This is a genomic window from Azospirillum isscasi (assembly GCF_030849505.1).
GTDB lineage: Bacteria > Pseudomonadota > Alphaproteobacteria > Azospirillales > Azospirillaceae > Azospirillum > Azospirillum isscasi.
Window position 1 is genome coordinate 1 of record NZ_JAUJFI010000125.1, and the last position, 16,913, is coordinate 16,913.

Sequence of the window (16,913 nt, forward strand, 5' to 3'; positions counted from 1 at the left end):
CGCCACCTCGCCCCGCGTGCCGTAGGCGCCGCGGGCGACCCCGCCGGGCATGGCGCCCAGCGGCTCGATCCGCGTCAGCGTGGCGGTCAGGTTCAGGGCGCGGCGGGCCTCCTCCGTGCCGTAGAAGCCCGGCGGGTGGCGCGGGCCGATCACGTCCGCTCCGGCGTCCCCGGCGATGGGGAAGGCGGCGGCGGGCGGCGGCACCAGCCGTCCGAAACCGTCCAGCACCTCCAGCGGCTCCAGCGTTCCGCCATGCGCCCCTCCGGCGACCCCGCCGCTCAGCGTCACCAGACGGCGCAGCATGTCCACGAACAGGCCGGACATCGGCAGGTTGGACCATTCCGGGCTGGCGGTGGTGTGGACGAGCACGATGTGGCCGTCGCCGCGCTTTTCCGAAGTGACCAGCGGCGTGCCGTCCTGAAGCCGCGCCCAGGTGCGGTCGGCGAGGTCCAGCGCCGGTTCGGCCAGCACCTGCCGCGAGACGGCCACGTCGTCGGGGATGTGCAGGCCGGCGAAGGGACTGCGCCCGTCGAAGGGCTGGAGCTTCGCCGGCTCCGACCAGGACAGCGCTCCGCCCAGCGCCCGGTCGCCCAGCCGCAGCCGCACCGGCACCAGACGGTCGGGATTCTGGGCCAGCCGCGGCCCGGCGAAGCGCAGCAGCACGCCGCCCTTGCGCACCCAATCCTCGATGGTCTGGGCCTCCTGGCCGGTCAGGGCGCCGATGTCCGACAGCACCAGCACGGCGAGATCGCGCTTCAGAAGCTCGTCCGGCTCGCCGCGCCGCACCTCGTTGTAGGGGGCGAGCGCCCGTTCCAGATAATGCAGGTCGGACAGCAGCGGCTGGTTCTCGCCGTTGGCGCGGCCCGAGGCCAGCCCGACCGGGCGGCGGCGCCAGCGCTCGTCGAGCAGGACGGTGGCCCCGGCGGTGGTGTCGTTCTCCACGCGCAGGCTGGCCGCGTCGTTGCGCAGCTCCGCCGGCACCTCGAAGCGCACGTCGCGGGTCAGTTGCCCCGGCTCGAAGGCCACGGGCTGGCGGGTCAGCAGGCGCCCGTCCGCGCCGGACAGCCGCACGGTCACGCTCTCGGGACGGGAAGCGTCGGCGCGCACTACGCGGGCGGACAGGCCGGCGCCCTCCGCCGAGGGGGGCAGCAGCAGGTGGGGCGGCTTCTCCGCGGAATCGTCCAGGATCTCGATGGAGCCCATGCGTTGCAGCGTCTCGGCGAGGCCGCGGGCGGTGCGGTCGCCGATGCCGTCCGACAGCCAGACCGTGTGGGCGGAGCCGCGCGCCGCCAGACCGCGCACGGCCTCCAGCGCGGCGGCGCGGTCGGTCGGCCAGGGATGCGGCTCCAGCGCCTGGATCAGGCGGCGGGCCTCCGCGGCGGGCAGGGGCGGGCTCGCCTTCACGGTCTCGCCCCCGGCGGGCCGGGCGGTCGGCAGCAGGATCACCGGGCGGTTCTGCCGCTCCGCCTGGGACACCAGTTCCTCCATGGCGCGGCGGCGGTTCGGCCAGTCGCGGCCCGAGGCCCAGCCATTGTCCACCAGCAGCAGCAGCGGGCCGCTGCCCGGCAGGGCGGCGCGCGGGTTCAGCAGCGGCCCGGCCAGCGCCAGGATCAGCAGGGCGGCGACGATCAGGCGCAGGATCAGCAGCCACAGCGGGGTGCGGGCGGGCGTCTCCTCCCGCGCCGTCAGGTCGCGCAGCAGCCGGATGGCGGGAAAGCGCACCACCCGCGGGGCCGGCGGGGTGACGCGCAGAAGCCACCACAGCACCGGCAGGACGGCCAGGGCGGTCAGAACCCACGGGGCGGCGAAGGCGATCGGTCCGAAACCCAGCATCGGCGTCTACGGTGTTGGTGGATGAAATCTATGGCTCTTCGGTGCGCTGGCCCCCTCCCTAACCCTCCCCCGCTGCGCGGGAGAGGGGATCGTGGGCATCGCGGCACCCGTCCCCTCCACCTCGAAGAGGAGGAGGGTCAGGGAGGGGGCCGGGAGGGGACGTCCCACCTCTACACCGCCTCCCGCGCCAGCGCGCCCCACAGCCCCAGCAGGGCGGTCTGGGGCGGGCGGTCGGTGCGGTGGACGGCATAGGTCCAGCCGGCGGCGCGGGCCAGGGCGTCCAGGCCGTCCTGGTGGGCGCGCAGCCGCTCCAGGTAGGTCTGGCGCACCGCCTCGACGCGGGGCACCAGCAATTCCTCCTCGCCTTCGAAGCCTTCGAACTCCACGCGGCCCTCGTAGGGCAGGGTCTCCTCCGCCGGGTCGAGGATCTGGAGCAGATGGCCGCGCACGCCGCGCCCGGTCAGGGCGGCCACCGTGTCGTGGATCTCCGGCAGCGGCGACAACAGGTCGCCCACCAGAACCACCTGGGCGTGGCGGGGCAGCGGCTCGGGCCGCGGCAGACCTTCCGGGGCGTGGGCGTCGCGCGGATCGGTCATCTGCCCGGCCATGCGGTTCAGGGCGAACTTGCCATGGTCCGGGCGCTGGCCGGAATTCAGCAGGCCCACCCGTTCCCCGCCGCGCACCAGCAGCACCGCCGCGGCGAGGGTCAGCAGGTCGGCGCGCTCCCGCTTGGTCGGCAGGCTGTTGGCGGAGCGGTAGTCCATGGAGGGCGAGCGGTCGCGCCACAGCCAGACGGTCTGGGCGGCCTCCCACTCGTTCTCGCGCACATAGACGGGCTGGGTCTTGCCGGACTGCCGCCAGTCGATCATCTGCGGCGAGTCGCCGGGCTGGTAGCGGCGGAACTGCCAGAAGGTCTCGCCCAGCCCGACGCGGCGGCGCCCATGGACGCCCTGCGCGACCGTGGAGGCGACGCGCTCCGCCGCGACCAGGAGCGGCGGCAGGGTGGCGGCCAGCCCCTCCGCACGCTGCTGCGCCCGAAGGGAAGTGACGCCGAGGGGCGGGGCGGCCATCAGCGGGTCCTCACGACAGCGGGGCGCAGAGGCGGTTGATGATGTCGTCCAGCGTGATCCCGTCCGCCCGCGCGGCGAAGTTCAGCGCCATGCGGTGGCGCAGCACCGGCTTGGCCAGCGCCACCACGTCGTCCAGCGACGGGGCCAGCCGCCCGTCCAGCACCGCGCGGGCGCGGGCGGCCAGCATCAGCGCCTGGCTGGCGCGCGGGCCGGGACCCCAGGCGACGTGGCGCTGCACCTCCGGCAGGTCGGTGGTCTCCGGACGGCCCCGCCGCACGAGGTCGAGGATGCCGTCCACCACCCCTTCGCCGACCGGCACGCGGCGGACCAGCCGCTGCGCCGCCTGGAGGTCGGCGGGGGAAAGCACGGTCACCGCCTGCTCGTCCAGGGAGCCGGTGGTGGCGATCATCATCCGCCGCTCGGCGTCGCGGTCGGGATAGTCCACGTCGATCTGCATCAGGAAGCGGTCGAGCTGGGCCTCCGGCAACGGGTAGGTGCCCTCCTGCTCCAGCGGATTCTGGGTGGCGAGGACGTGAAAGGGCTGGGGCAGGGCGTGGTAGTGACCGGCGACCGACACCCGCCGCTCCTGCATCGCCTGGAGCAGGGCGGACTGGGTGCGCGGGCTGGCGCGATTGATCTCGTCCGCCATCAGGAGCTGGCTGAAGACCGGCCCCGGAATGAAGCGGAAGGACCGGCGGCCCTGCTCGTTCTCCTCCAGCACCTCCGATCCCAGGATGTCGGCGGGCATCAGGTCGGGCGTGCACTGGATGCGCTTCTCCGCGAGGCCCAGCACGGTGCCCAGCGTCTCCACCAGCCGGGTCTTGGCGAGGCCCGGAACGCCGATCAGCAGCACATGGCCGCCCGCCAGAAGCGTGATGAGCGTGAGGTCGATCACCTCCTGCTGACCGAAGATGATGCGTCCGATGCGGTCGCGCACATGCATCAGCCGTCCGCCCAGCGCCTCGATCTCCGCCATGAGCTGGTGCGGGTTCTCGCCGGCGGGAAAGCCCTGGCCCGGATTGGCGCCCGGATTGACGGCGTCGGTTGCGCTCACGTCTCTGCTCCCAATTATGACCACCGGCTGTGGAACGGCCATCGTGGCAATACCGCCTGTCCGGACCTATGTGACGAGTATGGCGAAATTGCGTTGCGCGGCCAGTTCCCTCTGTGCCCCTCATGCCCGAAAAGACAAGAAGGCTAGCGATGAAGGTCGGCAATGACAGGGCGAATGACAAGCGCCCAAATGAAAAGCGCCCAGGTGGGGAGAACGGCGAAAGCTTGCCCCTTGCGGTCAGGGATCAGCGCTTCGACATCCGCATCGCCCGCGACGGCACATGGTTCCACGAGGGCGACCCGATCCGGCGCATCGAACTGGTGAAGCTGTTCGCCACGGTTCTGCGGCGGGACGAGGCGGGCGGTTTCTGGCTGGTCACGCCGGTCGAGCGCGGGCGCATCGAGGTGGAGGACACGCCCTTCGTCGCCGTGGAAATGGCCGCAAGCGGAAGCGGAGACGAACAGGTGTTGTCGTTCCGTACAAATTTAGACGAATGGGTGGAATCCGGGCCGGAGCATCCGATACGGATCGCCCACAATCCTGAAAATGGCGAACCGACGCCCTATATCCACATAAGAAACGGGCTCGAAGCGCGAATTCTTCGACCGGTCTACTACGAAATGGTGGACCGGGCCGACACGCGCGCCCATGATGGGGAGGCTGAGGTGGGAGTATGGAGCAGGAAAGTCTTCTTCGCGCTGGGCAAGCTGCCTGGAGAGTGAGTCTCGACGAGATCCGCAGACGCTTCCCGGGAAGCGCCGCCGCCGGCCTGCGCTCCGCCAAGGTGCGCGGGGACCATGACCTGAATCCGGGTTTGGAGCCCTCCCAGGGCAAGCTGCGGGAGGCCGCGGTGCTGGTCCCGCTGGTGGACCGCCCGGAGGAGCTGACGGTCATCTTCACCCAGCGCACCGCCAACCTGACGGCCCATGCCGGCCAGATCAGCTTTCCCGGCGGACGGATGGAGAGCGAGGACCGCGGTCCGGAAGACACCGCGCTGCGCGAGACGGAGGAGGAGATCGGGCTGGAGCGCGGCCGCATCGAGGTTCTGGGGCGGCTCGACACCTATGTGACGCGCACCGGCTTCCGGGTGACCCCGGTGGTCGGGCTGGTGCGTCCGCCCTTCCAGGTGACTCCCGACCCGACCGAGGTCGCGGAGGTGTTCGAAGTGCCGCTGGCCGCCATTCTCGATCCCACCAACCCGCAGCGCCACAGCCGGGAATTCCAGGGCGCGCAGCGCTATTTCTACGCCTTCCCGTACCAGCAGCGCTTTATCTGGGGGGCCACGGCGGGGATGCTGGTGAATCTCTGCGACGTCCTGCGCGCCGACGGAACACCGTAAGGCGGGTGGCGCGGTGCTGCGAATCCTTCTGACGGTTATCCTGCCCTTGGTCCTGCCCACCGCCGGCTATGCCCTGTATGTGCTGGTCGTCGAGCGCCGCCGCCGGGAGGCGGAGGAGACCCACAGCCCGGCCCCCTGGTGGGCGACGGCGCCCTGGCCCTGGCTGGTGCTGGCCGGGGCGGGGGCCATGGCGGTTTCCCTGGGCTTCGTCGCCCTGACCGGCGGCGTGGCGCCGCACACGCCCTACACCCCCGCCCATCTGGAAAACGGGCGGGTGGTCGGCGGCGGGGCTTCTGGAAATTGAGACCCTCGCGGGCTAGCCTGCCGCCATGACCGTCAACGCCCGCATCGCCTTGCAGCCTTGGATGACCGCGCCCGAGACGCGCGCCGTGTTCGACGCCCTGGCCGCCGGAGGGGCGGACGCGCGCTTCGTCGGCGGTTGCGTGCGCGACGCGTGGCTGGGCCGCAAGGTGAAGGACATCGACATCGCCACCCACGCCCCGCCGGAGCGGGTGATGGAGCTTTTGAAGGCCGCCGGCATCGCCGCGATACCCACGGGGATCGAGCACGGCACCATCACCGCCGTGGTCGGAAAGGCCCATTACGAGATCACCACCCTGCGCCGCGATGTGGAGAACTTCGGGCGGCACGCCCGCGTGGAGTTCACCGACGACTGGCGCGAGGACGCGGCCCGGCGCGACCTGACCATGAACGCGCTGAGCTGCACGTTGGAGGGCTGCGTCTACGACCCCTTCGGCGGGCTGGCCGACATGGCCGCCGGGCGGGTGCGCTTCGTCGGCGACCCGCGCCAGCGCATCGAGGAGGACGTGCTGCGCCTGCTGCGCTTCTTCCGTTTCCACGCCCATTACGGGCGCGGCGCCCCGGACGCGGCGGCGCTGGCCGCCTGCGCGGAGATGGCCCCCCGCCTGCCCACCCTGTCCGGCGAGCGGGTGCGGGGCGAACTGTCCCGCCTGCTGGCGGCGCCCGATCCGGTCACGGTCTGGAACCTGATGATCGGGGCGGGAATCATGGCCCATCTGCTGCCGGAGGCGGTCCGCACCGCCCGGCTCGACGGGTTGGTCCGGCTGGAGCACGACCTGGGCGAGCCGCTGGAGGCGGTGCGCCGCTTCGCCGCCGTGCTGGACACCGACCGGGCGGGGGCGCTGAACGTGTCGCAGACGCTGCGCCTGTCGAACGCCGACCGCGACCGGCTCGCCGCCCTGACCGAACCGCCGATGGCGGTTTCCCCCTCCGACGGGCCGGTGAAGCGGCGGCAGGCGCTCTACCGGCTGGGCGACGCCGGGCTGTACCGCGATCTCATGCTGCTGGCGGCGGTGGACTCCCGCGGCCCGGTGGCGCTCGACGCGGTGAAGGCGGCGCTGGCGACCGCGGAGGATCTGCCGTCCCTGACCCTGCCCATCGCCGGGCGCGACCTGCTGGCGATGGGGATGCAGCGCGGCCCGGCGGTGGGCGCGCTGCTGAAGCAGGTCGAGGCGTGGTGGATCGCCGGGGATTTCCGGTCCGGACGGGAGGAGTGTCTGGCGGAGGCGGGGAGGAGGATGGGCTGAAGGGGAGCCGCTACGGCCACTTCACCTCGGGCGGCATGCTCATCAATATGGCCTCGGTGTTGCCGCCGGTCTTCAGGCCGAAGGTCGTCCCGCGGTCGTAGAGCAGGTTGAACTCCACGTAGCGGCCGCGGCGGATCAACTGGTGCTCGCGCTGTTCCGGGGTCCAGGGCCGGTTCATGTGGCGGCGGACCAGGGCGGGGAAGACCTCCAGGAAGGCCAGACCGACGTCGCGGGTGAAGGCGAAGTCGGCCTCCCAGTTCCCGGAATCCAGGTTATCGTAGAAGATGCCGCCGACGCCGCGCGCCTCGCCCCGGTGCGGCAGGAAGAAGTAGCGGTCGCACCACTCCTTGTAGCGCGCGTAGCAGGCCGGGTCGTGCCGGTCGCAGGCGCCTTGCAGGGCAGCGTGGAAATCGGCGGTGTCCCGCTCGTCCGGCACCATCGGGGTCAGGTCGGCGCCGCCGCCGAACCAGCCGACGCGGGTCACGATGTGGCGCGTGTTCATGTGGGTCGCCGGCACCAGCGGCGAGCGCATGTGCGCGACGAGGCTGATTCCCGACGCCCAGAACCGCCCGTCCTCCGCCGCGCCGGGAATGCTGCCGCGGAACTCCGGGCTGAAGGTGCCGTGCACGGTGGAGACGTTGACGCCGACCTTCTCAAACACGCGGCCCCGCATCACCGACATCACGCCGCCGCCGCCCTCGCCGCCGCCATGGTCGGGGCGCTGCCATGGCTTGCGCTCGAAGCGGCCCGGCGGGAGGTCGGAATGGGTGCCGGTCAGCTCGTCCTCGATCCGCTCGAACTCGGCGCAGATGCGGTCGCGCAATTCCGTGAACCAGGCGGTGGCGCGGATCTGGCGGTCGGTGGGCTGGTCGGTGGGCCGGTCGGCGGGCCGGTCGGCGGTCGAGTCCGTGGCGTCGGGAGGGGAAGCGGTCATGGGCGGGCGTCCGGCGTCGGTCAAGACAGGGGGCTGGGTAGGGGGGTGAGCGGTGCGGCTGTCTGCCGCAGGGCCTCACCCAACACCATCGCGGCACTCAGCGCAACATTCAGCGACCGGGCCGGCGGCTTCAGGGGGATGACCAGCCGCGCGTCGGCGGCCTCGTGCACCGCGTCTGGCACCCCGGCGCTCTCGCGTCCGACCATGATGCGGTCGTCCGGCGCGAAGGCGAAATCCGTGTAGGGAACGGCCCCGCGGGTCGTCAGCAGCACCAGCCGCCCGGCCTGCGGCAGCGCGCGGTAGGCCGCCCAGGAGCTGTGCCGGACCAGGGAAAGCTGGTCGATGTAGTCCATCCCGGCCCGCCGCAGCTTGCGGTCGTCCAGCACGAAGCCGCAGGGCTCGATCAGGTCCAGCGGCACCCCGAGTCCCGCGGCCAGCCGCATCAGCGTTCCGGCGTTCTGCGGAATGTCCGGTTCGAAGAGAACGAGGCGCATGAAATTCCCTTTTGGTTCAGCGAAGTCTAATGGTGCACCGCGAAGCGCGACAAGTTGTCCGATGACAAAACCTTTTCAAGGCGTTGCCGCGACTGTATACCGCACCCCGGATACCCGGGGCCTGCAACCCCGGCCGACGCGGCGCGCCCACGCCCACCCAGTGAGCGGACATGCCCGTCAAGTCGTGATACACACTGGTCCACGTGTCATAGGGCGCTTCGGCGCGCCGCGTATGCCTTGAGGAGATTAACGCTTATGGCTCAGACCACGCATCCGCCCGGGACGGGTGCCCACGCGGCCCCCGGCGGCGAGGGGGCTTCCCGCCGTGATTTTCTCTACCTCGCCACCGGGGCCGTGGGTGCCGTTGGTGTCGCTTCCGCCGTCTGGCCGTTCATCGACAGCATGAACCCGGCCGCCGACACCCTGGCGCTCGCCTCGATCGACGTGGATCTGGCCCCGGTCCAGGAAGGCCAGGCGATCACCGTCACCTGGCGCGGCAAGCCGGTTTTCGTCCGCCACCGCACGGCGAAGGAGATCGAGGAGGCGCGCACCGTCAACCTCGGCGAACTCCGCGACCCCGCCGCCGACGACGCCCGCGTGAAGAAGCCGGAATGGCTGATCGTCATCGGCATCTGTACGCACCTGGGCTGCGTGCCCCTGGGGCAGAAGCCGACCGATCCGCGCGGTGAGTTCGACGGCTGGTTCTGCCCGTGCCACGGCTCGCACTACGACACCGCAGGGCGCATCCGCAAGGGTCCCGCCCCGGCCAACCTCGTCGTTCCGCAGTACGCTTTCACGAGCGACACCGCGGTCCGGCTCGGCTAAGCGGCCCTTAAGGTTCTGGAGACCCCAAGATGGCTCAGGCTCACGCCCCCCAGTTCAAGAATCCCGTCGTGAAGTGGATCGACAGCCGCCTGCCGATCTTCACGATGCTGGACCATGAGTACAACCAGTATCCGATGCCCCGGAACGTCAACTATCTGTGGGCGTTCGGTGCCATCGCCGGCATCATGCTGGTCATCATGATCGCCACCGGCCTCGTGCTGGCGATGCAGTATGCGGCCAACACGCACATCGCCTTCGAGTCGGTCGAGCGCATCATGCGCGACGTCAACTACGGCTGGCTGCTGCGCTACGTGCACGCCAACGGCGCGTCGATGTTCTTCATCGCCGTCTACATCCACATGTTCCGCGGCCTCTACTACGGCTCCTACAAGGCGCCGCGCGAGATCCTGTGGATCCTCGGCGTGCTGATCCTGCTGGCCATGATGGCGACCGCCTTCATGGGCTACGTGCTGCCGTGGGGCCAGATGAGCTTCTGGGGCGCCACCGTCATCACGAACCTGTTCTCGGCCTTCCCGCTGGTCGGCGACCCGATCGTGACCTGGCTGTGGGGCGGCTTCTCGGTCGACAACCCGACGCTGAACCGCTTCTTCGCGCTGCACTTCCTGCTGCCGTTCGTGCTGCTGGGCTTGGTGGTCCTGCACACCGCCGCGCTGCACGTCTCCGGTTCCAACAACCCGCTGGGCATCGACCCGAAGGGCCCGCAGGACACCGTGCCGTTCAACCCGTACGTCACGGTCAAGGACGGCTTCGCGGTCGTCGTGTTCCTGATCTTCTACGCGGCCTTCGTCTTCTTCGCCCCGAACTACCTCGGCCACCCGGACAACTACATTCCGGCCAACCCGCTGGTCACGCCGGCCCACATCGTTCCGGAATGGTACTTCCTGCCGTTCTACGCGATCCTGCGCGCGATCCCGGACAAGCTGGGCGGCGTGCTCGCCATGTTCGGCGCCATCGCGGTGCTGGCGGCCCTGCCGTGGCTCGACACCTCCAAGGTGCGCAGCTGCAAGTTCCGTCCGATCTACCGCCAGTTCTTCTGGATCCTGGCCATCGACGCCCTGGTCCTGGGCTACGCCGGCGCGATGCCCGCGGAAGGCGTGTGGCTGCTGGTCGCCCGCATCGGCACGGCCTACTACTTCTTCCACTTCCTGATCCTGCTGCCGCTGCTGGGCAAGCTGGAGCGTCCGCTGCCGCTTCCCGCCAGCATCTGCGAACCGGTTCTGAAGGGCGGTGGCCGCGTTGCCGCCGGCGCCCATGCCAAGCCCATGGAGAAGGCATAATGCGCTCTCTGAAGTCTGCCATCCTCTCCGCGGCCTTCGCCCTGGGCCTGGCCGGCGCCGCGCAGGCGTCGGAAGCGGTGCACATTCCCAAGCAGGAGTGGTCGCACAGCGGCGTCTTCGGCACCATCGACAAGGCCTCGGCCCAGCGCGGCTTCCAGATCTTCAAGGAAGTCTGCGCGACCTGCCACTCGGCCAAGCTGGTCCCGATCCGCACCCTGTCCGGCATCGGCTTCAGCGAGGACGAGCTGAAGGCCATCGCCGCCGGCTATGAGGTCCAGGCCGGTCCGAACGACGCGGGCGAGATGTTCATGCGTCCGGGCATCCCGGCCGACCGCTTCCCGTCGCCGTTCCCCAACGACAACGCCGCCCGCGCCGCCAACAACGGAGCCCTGCCGCCGGACCTGTCGCTGATCGCGAAGGCCCGCGTCGGCGGCGAGGACTACCTCTACGCCTTCCTGACCGGCTTCGAGGAGAACCCGCCGGAAGGCGTGACCCTGATGCCGGGCATGAACTACAACAAGGTCTTCCCGGGCCATCAGGTGGGCATGCCCAACATCCTGATGCCGGACGGCGTCTCCTTCGCCGACGGCACCCCGGCGACGGTGCAGCAGCAGGCCCACGACATCAGCACCTTCCTGACCTTCATCGCCGAGCCGCACATGGATGCGCGCAAGCAGATGGGCGTGAAGGTGATCCTGTTCCTGATCGTGCTGGCCGGCCTGATGTACGCCACCAAGCGCAAGCTGTGGAGCACCCTGCACTGAGCCGCGTCCCCGGACGCGGTTCCATGCCGGATTTAAGACTGGACAGGGCGCCCTCGGGCGCCCTGTTCTTTTTTGGGCGGACCCATTCCCATTCGAAGGTGGTGCAGATGGTGGACAGGCTGATCGACGAGATCGTGGATTTCTGGTTCGACGAGGCGATGAAGCCCTATTGGTTCCGCCGGTCCGACAGTTTCGACCGGACGGTGCGCGACACGCTGCTGCCCCATCACGAGGCGGCGGCGGCGGGCCGGTACGATCACTGGCTGGAGGATGTGGACGGCTGTCTGGCGCTGTGCATCCTGCTGGATCAGGTGCCGCGCAACGTCTTCCGCGGCACGCCGCGCGCCTTCGCGACCGACGGCAAGGCGCTGGCGGTGGCCCGCCATGCGGTGGAGCAGGGCTACGACCTGGAATGCAACGGGGACGAGCGGATGTTCCTCTATCTGCCGTTCGAGCATCAGGAGGACCCGGACTGCCAGGAATTGTCCTGCACCCTGTTCCGGGAACGGGTCGGCGACCCGGAGATCGTCGGCTACGCCGAACGCCACCGCGAGATCGTGGCGCGCTTCGGGCGCTTCCCGCACCGCAACGCCGTTCTGGGCCGCGAGACGACGCCGGAGGAGGCGGAGTTCCTCAAGGAGCCGGGATCGTCCTTCTGACGGCGGCGCCTTCCGGCGCCCGGGGCTCCAGCCAGCGTTTCAGCGCGGCCAGCAGTTCGGGGCGGCGCACCGGCTTGGGCACGTAATCGTTCATGCCGGCGAACACGCAGCGGTCGCGGTCCTCGGCGAAGCCATGGGCGGTCACCGCGATGATCGGGACCGCGGCGCGGGGGCTGGGCATCGCCCGGATCGCCATGGTCGCGGCGATGCCGTCCACCTCGGGCATGGCGACGTCCATCAGCACGGCGTCGTAGGGGGCCTCCGCCGTGGCGACGGAGACGATGGCCTCCGCCCCGCCGTCCGCGGTGTCCACGGTGAAGCCGGCCTTGCGCATCAGCGCGGCGGTGAGAAGCCGGTTGGTGGGGCTGTCGTCCACCACCAGCAGGTGCCCGCCGCGCGCCAGCGCCCAGGCGACCAGGCAGTCATCCGCGATGGACACCGGATCGGCGCGGGGGGTGCCCTGAGGCTGCCATTGCAGAATGTTGCGGTCCACCACGAGCCTTTGGCATTTTGCAAATCAAATTGCGCCGAACCACCGGTTTTCCGGAATCGCGATGGCCGACAGGCCCGTTCGAAGCAAAGGGCGGGCCAAGCAGTTACGAGATCGAACTTTTCGCCGTCCGGATGGAAAGTTGCGCGGAGAAACAGCGTGGAGAGTGAAGCATGGGATTGGTCGATCGGCTCTGGGTGGCCTTCGCGGCCCTGAACGGCGCGGTGGCGGTGGGGGCCGGCGCCTATGCCAGCCACGGGCTCGCCGGTGACCCGCGCGGGCAGGAGCTGTTCCGGCTGGCCGGACAATACCAGATGTGGCACGCGCTGGCGCTCGTCGCGCTGGTTGCCCTGCTGCGCACCGCCGACGGGCCGGCGCGGCTGGCGCTGCGGCTGTCCGGGTGGCTTTTCGTGGCCGGTATCCTGCTGTTCAGCGGAACGCTCTACGCCACCGCCATCAGCGGTCCGCTGCCCATCGCCATGACGGCCCCGACCGGGGGCAGCTCCTTCATCCTGGGCTGGCTGATCCTGGCGGTGGCGGTCCTGCTGTTCGGGCGGCGCTTCGTCGATCGGGCCTGAGGGGAAGCGGCTCTCAGGCCGGGGCGTTGCTGGGTTCCTCCGCGGCGGCGGGGGAGCCCTCGTCCTTCTTGCGGGCGACGGGCGCGCAGTAGAGGTCGTGCAGCGTCGCCATGATGGTTTGCGCCTCGTGCCCGTTCAGCGAGTAGTAGATGTTCTGGGCGGAGCGCCGCGTCCGCACCAGCTTGTCGCGGCGCAGGCGCGCCAGATGCTGGGACAGGGCCGACTGGCTGAGATCCACCAGGTCTTCCAGCTCGCCGACCGACTTCTCACCCTCGCTCAGATAGCACAGGATGAGCAGGCGGCGCTCGTTGCTCATGGCCTTGAGCAGCGTGCTGGCCCGCCGTGCGTTGCTTTGCAGATCGGCAATGTTCATGAAACGACCGTTTCTGTCGGCGCCAAGCAACGGCGGACCGTTGCGCTGGTGTCGAGCGCCGCCGGACCGCCAATTATCGTTCGTGTTCAATCATATGGAAGAGTGTATCGCGCTGTCTACCCGTGGATGTCCCGTAGTCGTAAGAATGTTCCCCGCGCACGAAACCTTCGTCCGACGGGTTGAGGCGCTGCCGCAGCCGTTCTAGAATCGCCGCCATGGTGCTGGGCCGCCACGGTTCTGGGCCGCCACGGTTCTGGAAGGAGTGCGAGGAACGATGGCCGATCAGATTCTTGACGCCAAGGGGCTGCAATGCCCCTTGCCGGTGCTGCGGGCGCGCAAGGCGCTGAAGACGGTTCCCGCCGGCTCGACGCTGACCGTCGAGGCGACGGACCCCAGCGCGCCCAAGGACTTCGCCGCCTTTTGCGACGCCACCGGCAACCGGCTGGCTTCCAGCACGGAGGAGGGGGGGATCTACCGGTTCGTGATCGAGCGCTGCGCCTGACGGAGTTGCACGCCCGCCGCGCAAAGGGGGTGGGGGCCGCGGTTGGGGGGATGTGACGATAAGCCCCGGAATCAGCCTGTACTTTCATTAGCGATCCGGGAACAATAGGCACAGGGAAATGCCTCGAACACGAACGAAAAAGACAGAAAAGCATGTTCACCACCCTGTTCACCCACGCCGCCTGCCTGGACCACGACACAGGGCTGGGCCATCCGGAATGCGCCGACCGGCTTCGTTCCGTCCTGGCGGCTCTTGAAACCGAAGAGTTCTACATGCTCGAACGGCAGGATGCGCCGCTCGCCACCGTCGAGCAGCTCTCCCGGGCCCACCCGCGGGAGCATGTGGAGCGCATCCTGTCCCTGGTGCCGGAGCAGGAACATGCGGGCATCGACGCCGACACCGTGATTTCGCCGGGCTCGGGCGAGGCCGCGTTGCGCGCCGCCGGCGCGGTGGTCGCCGCGGTGGACGTGGTGGCGTCCGGCCATTCGCGCAACGCCTTCTGCGCCGTGCGCCCGCCGGGGCATCATGCCGAATATGAGAAGGCCATGGGCTTCTGCCTGTTCAACAACGCCGCGGTCGGCGCCTACCACGCGCGGGCGGTGCACGGGTTGCAGCGGATCGCGGTGATGGACTTCGACGTCCACCACGGCAACGGGACGCAGGACATCTTCCAGCGCGATCCGGACATGCTCTACTGCTCGACCCACCAGTCGCCGCTCTATCCCGGCACGGGCGATGCGGCGGAAAAGGGCGAGTACGGCAACTGCATCAACGCGCCGCTCCCCGCCATGTCGGGCTCGCCGGAGTTCCGGCACGCGATGACCCACGTCATCCTGCCCGCCATCGACCATTTCAAACCCGACCTTCTGATCATCTCCGCCGGGTTCGACGCCCATTCGCGCGACCCGCTGGCCGGGCTTCACCTGACCGACGACGACTTCGCCTGGGCCACGCGCAAGCTGGGCGATCTGGCCCGCACCCATTGCGGCGCCCGCATCGTGTCGGTGCTGGAGGGCGGCTACAACCTGCGCGCCCTGGCTTCGGCCACCGCCGCCCATGTGCGCGAACTGATGTACTGCTGAGCTTTCCGATTCGTCCGGCCGATTCTTCCGGCTAGGCCCGTGGTGGGAGCGTAATACGCCCGCCGCGGGCCTTGCGCATTTGGGGGCCGGGCCATAATTTCGGGGTTCGGTCCCATCGCGGGCACCCCATCGTATGGATCATTGGCCGGATGGAACATGGCTGACCTCGCTAAAATTCCCCCCGACATCGCCGCCCTCAGCTTCGAGGACGCGCTGGCCGAGCTGGAGCGCATCGTGCGCCAGCTCGAGGACGGGCGCGGCAAGCTCGACGACGCGATCTCCTCCTACGAGCGCGGCACCGCGCTGAAGCGCCATTGCGAGGCCAAGCTGCGCGAGGCCCAGGCCAAGATCGACCGCATCACCGTTGCCGCCGACGGCACCCTCGGCACCGAACCCGCCCGGATCGACTGACGTGCAGACCGACCTCAAGACAGCCATGGCCGACATGGCGGCGGATGTGGAGCGCGCGATCCTGCACCTCCTGCCGACCACCGACCTTCCCGAATCCCGCGTGCTGGAGGCGATGCGCTATGGCTGCCTGAACGGCGGCAAGCGGCTGCGCCCCTTCCTGGTCTGCCAGTCCGCCGCCCTGTTCGGCGTCAATCCCGACTGCGCGCTGCGCGTGGCCGTGGCCGTGGAATTCGTCCACAGCTACTCGCTGGTCCACGACGACCTGCCGGCGATGGATGACGGCGAGCTGCGCCGCGGCCAGCCCACCGTGCACCGCAAGTTCGACGAGGCGACGGCCATCCTGGCCGGTGACGGGCTGCTGACCTACGCCTTCGAGGTGCTGGCCGACCCGGCGACCCACGAGGACCCGCATGTGCGCTGCCAGCTCGTGGCGGCGCTCGCCAAGGCGGCGGGGCCGCACGGCATGGTCGGCGGCCAGATGCTCGACCTGATCGCCGAGCACGAGACGTTCGACCTCGGCACCACGACGCGGCTCCAGCGCATGAAGACCGGCGACATGATCGCCTTCTCCTGCGAGGCCGGCGGCATCCTGGGCAAGGCCCCGCCGCCGCAGCGCCACGCGCTGCGCGCCTACGCCCACGACCTTGGGCTGGCCTTCCAGATCGTGGACGACCTGCTGGACGTGGAAGGGACGGAGGCCGAGACCGGCAAGTCGGTCGGGCGCGACACGGAAGCCGGGAAATCCACCTTCGTATCCATCCTCGGGCGGGACCGCGCCCGCTCGCAGGCCGCGATGCTGGCCGTCCAGGCCAAGGCGCATCTGGAGATCTTCGACGGGCGTGCCGATATCCTCAAAGCGGTCGCCGACTTCGTCGTCGCGCGGCGGACCTGAACGGAGGACGTGCAGAACGTGACCCCCAACGACAAGACGCCGCTTCTCGACCTCGTCCACACCCCCGCCGACCTGCGTGCGCTCAAGCCCGAACAACTCCGGCAGGTGGCCGACGAGCTGCGGACGGAAACCATCAGCGCGGTGTCGGTGACCGGCGGGCATCTGGGCGCCGGGCTGGGGGTGGTCGAACTGACCGTCGCCCTGCATTACGTGTTCAACACGCCCGCCGACCGGCTGATCTGGGACGTCGGGCACCAGTGCTACCCGCACAAGATCCTGACCGGGCGCCGCGACCGCATCCGTACGCTCCGCACCGGTGGGGGATTGAGCGGATTCACCAACCGGTCGGAGAGCGAGTACGACCCCTTCGGCGCCGGCCACAGCTCCACCTCCATCTCGGCGGGGCTGGGCATGGCGGTGGCGCGCGACCAGTTGGGCCGTGACAACCATGTGATCGCGGTGATCGGCGACGGCGCCATGAGCGCCGGCATGGCCTATGAGGCGATGAACAACGCCGGGTCGGCGGACAGCAAGCTGATCGTCATCCTGAACGACAACGACATGTCCATCGCGCCCCCGGTCGGCGCGATGAGCGCGTACCTGTCGCGGCTGATCTCCTCCAAGCCCTACCTCAGCTTGCGCCATCTGGCGAAGGACATCGCGGAGCAGTTGCCGCGTCCGCTGCGCACGGCGGCCCGCCGGGCGGAGGAGTACGCCCGCGGCATGGTCACCGGCGGCACGCTGTTC

The 16,913-nt window shown here is 69.8% G+C and carries 21 protein-coding genes; 14 read left to right on the top strand and 7 right to left on the bottom strand.

From position 1 onward, the window contains the following. The 3 genes from QSG27_RS20850 to QSG27_RS20860 all read right to left on the bottom strand — a co-directional run. The coding region (locus QSG27_RS20850) for a BatA domain-containing protein (RefSeq protein WP_306709502.1) at positions 1 to 1,833 on the bottom strand (1,833 nt) is incomplete at its 3' end. 170 nt (positions 1,834 to 2,003) lie between these two features. Next, complete coding sequence (locus QSG27_RS20855) at positions 2,004 to 2,903, bottom strand: DUF58 domain-containing protein (protein ID WP_306709503.1); 900 nt, start codon at positions 2,901 to 2,903, stop codon at positions 2,004 to 2,006. Between the two features lie 10 nt (positions 2,904 to 2,913). Further along, the gene (locus tag QSG27_RS20860; RefSeq protein WP_456062071.1) at positions 2,914 to 3,957 is read right to left on the bottom strand and encodes an AAA family ATPase; all 1,044 of its coding nucleotides are present in this window, start codon (positions 3,955 to 3,957) and stop codon (positions 2,914 to 2,916) included. A gap of 149 nt (positions 3,958 to 4,106) precedes the next feature. Here QSG27_RS20860 and QSG27_RS20865 point away from each other — a divergent pair, with 149 nt between their 5' ends. The 4 genes from QSG27_RS20865 to QSG27_RS20880 are packed head-to-tail and all read left to right on the top strand — an operon-like array spanning position 4,107 to position 6,864. Next, entirely contained in the window at positions 4,107 to 4,679 is a 573-nt protein-coding gene (locus tag QSG27_RS20865) for a DUF1285 domain-containing protein (RefSeq protein WP_306709504.1), read from the top strand. Beyond that, on the top strand, positions 4,676 to 5,296 hold the full coding sequence (locus QSG27_RS20870) for a CoA pyrophosphatase (protein WP_306709505.1): 621 nt from the start codon (positions 4,676 to 4,678) through the stop codon (positions 5,294 to 5,296). The genes QSG27_RS20865 and QSG27_RS20870 overlap by 4 nt, the downstream gene beginning before the upstream one ends. Before the next feature lie 13 nt (positions 5,297 to 5,309). Then, positions 5,310 to 5,600, top strand: coding sequence for a DUF6111 family protein (locus QSG27_RS20875; RefSeq protein ID WP_306709507.1), 291 nt, complete (start codon positions 5,310 to 5,312; stop codon positions 5,598 to 5,600). 25 nt (positions 5,601 to 5,625) lie between these two features. Next, positions 5,626 to 6,864, top strand: coding sequence for a CCA tRNA nucleotidyltransferase (locus QSG27_RS20880; protein ID WP_306709509.1), 1,239 nt, complete (start codon positions 5,626 to 5,628; stop codon positions 6,862 to 6,864). 10 nt (positions 6,865 to 6,874) lie between these two features. Here the strand turns inward: QSG27_RS20880 and hemF are convergent, their stop codons facing one another. Both hemF and QSG27_RS20890 read right to left on the bottom strand, forming a co-directional pair. Continuing rightward, positions 6,875 to 7,798: an oxygen-dependent coproporphyrinogen oxidase gene (gene hemF / locus QSG27_RS20885; protein WP_306709511.1), complete on the bottom strand. Its 924-nt coding sequence runs from the start codon at positions 7,796 to 7,798 to the stop codon at positions 6,875 to 6,877. A 20-nt stretch (positions 7,799 to 7,818) separates the two neighbouring features. After that, the gene (locus QSG27_RS20890; RefSeq protein WP_306709512.1) at positions 7,819 to 8,292 is read right to left on the bottom strand and encodes a tRNA (cytidine(34)-2'-O)-methyltransferase; all 474 of its coding nucleotides are present in this window, start codon (positions 8,290 to 8,292) and stop codon (positions 7,819 to 7,821) included. A gap of 255 nt (positions 8,293 to 8,547) precedes the next feature. On the opposite strand from QSG27_RS20890, the gene petA reads away from it, so the two are divergent. The 4 genes from petA to QSG27_RS20910 all read left to right on the top strand — a co-directional run bounded on the left by petA (position 8,548) and on the right by QSG27_RS20910 (position 11,838). Beyond that, complete coding sequence (gene petA / locus QSG27_RS20895; protein WP_306709513.1) at positions 8,548 to 9,117, top strand: ubiquinol-cytochrome c reductase iron-sulfur subunit; 570 nt, start codon at positions 8,548 to 8,550, stop codon at positions 9,115 to 9,117. Between the two features lie 29 nt (positions 9,118 to 9,146). Continuing rightward, complete coding sequence (locus QSG27_RS20900) at positions 9,147 to 10,415, top strand: cytochrome b (protein ID WP_306709515.1); 1,269 nt, start codon at positions 9,147 to 9,149, stop codon at positions 10,413 to 10,415. Then, a complete protein-coding gene (locus QSG27_RS20905) occupies positions 10,415 to 11,179 on the top strand; it encodes a cytochrome c1 (protein WP_306709518.1) in 765 nt (254 codons plus the stop codon). The genes QSG27_RS20900 and QSG27_RS20905 overlap by 1 nt, the downstream gene beginning before the upstream one ends. Positions 11,180 to 11,286: 107 nt before the next feature. Continuing rightward, positions 11,287 to 11,838, top strand: coding sequence for a DUF924 family protein (locus QSG27_RS20910; protein WP_306709520.1), 552 nt, complete (start codon positions 11,287 to 11,289; stop codon positions 11,836 to 11,838). On the opposite strand, the gene QSG27_RS20915 is transcribed toward QSG27_RS20910, so the two are convergent. Beyond that, complete coding sequence (locus QSG27_RS20915) at positions 11,813 to 12,331, bottom strand: response regulator (RefSeq protein ID WP_306709522.1); 519 nt, start codon at positions 12,329 to 12,331, stop codon at positions 11,813 to 11,815. The genes QSG27_RS20910 and QSG27_RS20915 overlap by 26 nt on opposite strands. 170 nt (positions 12,332 to 12,501) lie before the next feature. On the opposite strand from QSG27_RS20915, the gene QSG27_RS20920 reads away from it, so the two are divergent. Further along, positions 12,502 to 12,906, top strand: a complete 405-nt coding sequence (locus tag QSG27_RS20920) for a DUF423 domain-containing protein (RefSeq protein ID WP_306709524.1) — start codon at positions 12,502 to 12,504, stop codon at positions 12,904 to 12,906. A gap of 13 nt (positions 12,907 to 12,919) precedes the next feature. On the opposite strand, the gene QSG27_RS20925 is transcribed toward QSG27_RS20920, so the two are convergent. Further along, a complete protein-coding gene (locus QSG27_RS20925) occupies positions 12,920 to 13,279 on the bottom strand; it encodes an ArsR/SmtB family transcription factor (protein WP_306709526.1) in 360 nt (119 codons plus the stop codon). Between the two features lie 274 nt (positions 13,280 to 13,553). Between QSG27_RS20925 and QSG27_RS20930 the strand changes: the two genes are divergently transcribed. The 5 genes from QSG27_RS20930 to QSG27_RS20950 all read left to right on the top strand — a co-directional run. Beyond that, on the top strand, positions 13,554 to 13,781 hold the full coding sequence (locus QSG27_RS20930) for a sulfurtransferase TusA family protein (protein WP_306709528.1): 228 nt from the start codon (positions 13,554 to 13,556) through the stop codon (positions 13,779 to 13,781). A gap of 152 nt (positions 13,782 to 13,933) precedes the next feature. Next, positions 13,934 to 14,863: a histone deacetylase family protein gene (locus QSG27_RS20935; RefSeq protein WP_306709530.1), complete on the top strand. Its 930-nt coding sequence runs from the start codon at positions 13,934 to 13,936 to the stop codon at positions 14,861 to 14,863. A gap of 156 nt (positions 14,864 to 15,019) precedes the next feature. Further along, entirely contained in the window at positions 15,020 to 15,274 is a 255-nt protein-coding gene (locus QSG27_RS20940) for an exodeoxyribonuclease VII small subunit (RefSeq protein WP_306709531.1), read from the top strand. A gap of 25 nt (positions 15,275 to 15,299) precedes the next feature. Continuing rightward, positions 15,300 to 16,166 (top strand): polyprenyl synthetase family protein, encoded by an 867-nt coding sequence (locus tag QSG27_RS20945; protein ID WP_306709535.1) that lies wholly within the window; start codon positions 15,300 to 15,302, stop codon positions 16,164 to 16,166. 18 nt (positions 16,167 to 16,184) lie between these two features. Then, on the top strand, positions 16,185 to 16,913 hold a 729-nt coding region (locus QSG27_RS20950), incomplete at its 3' end, for a 1-deoxy-D-xylulose-5-phosphate synthase N-terminal domain-containing protein (protein ID WP_306709536.1).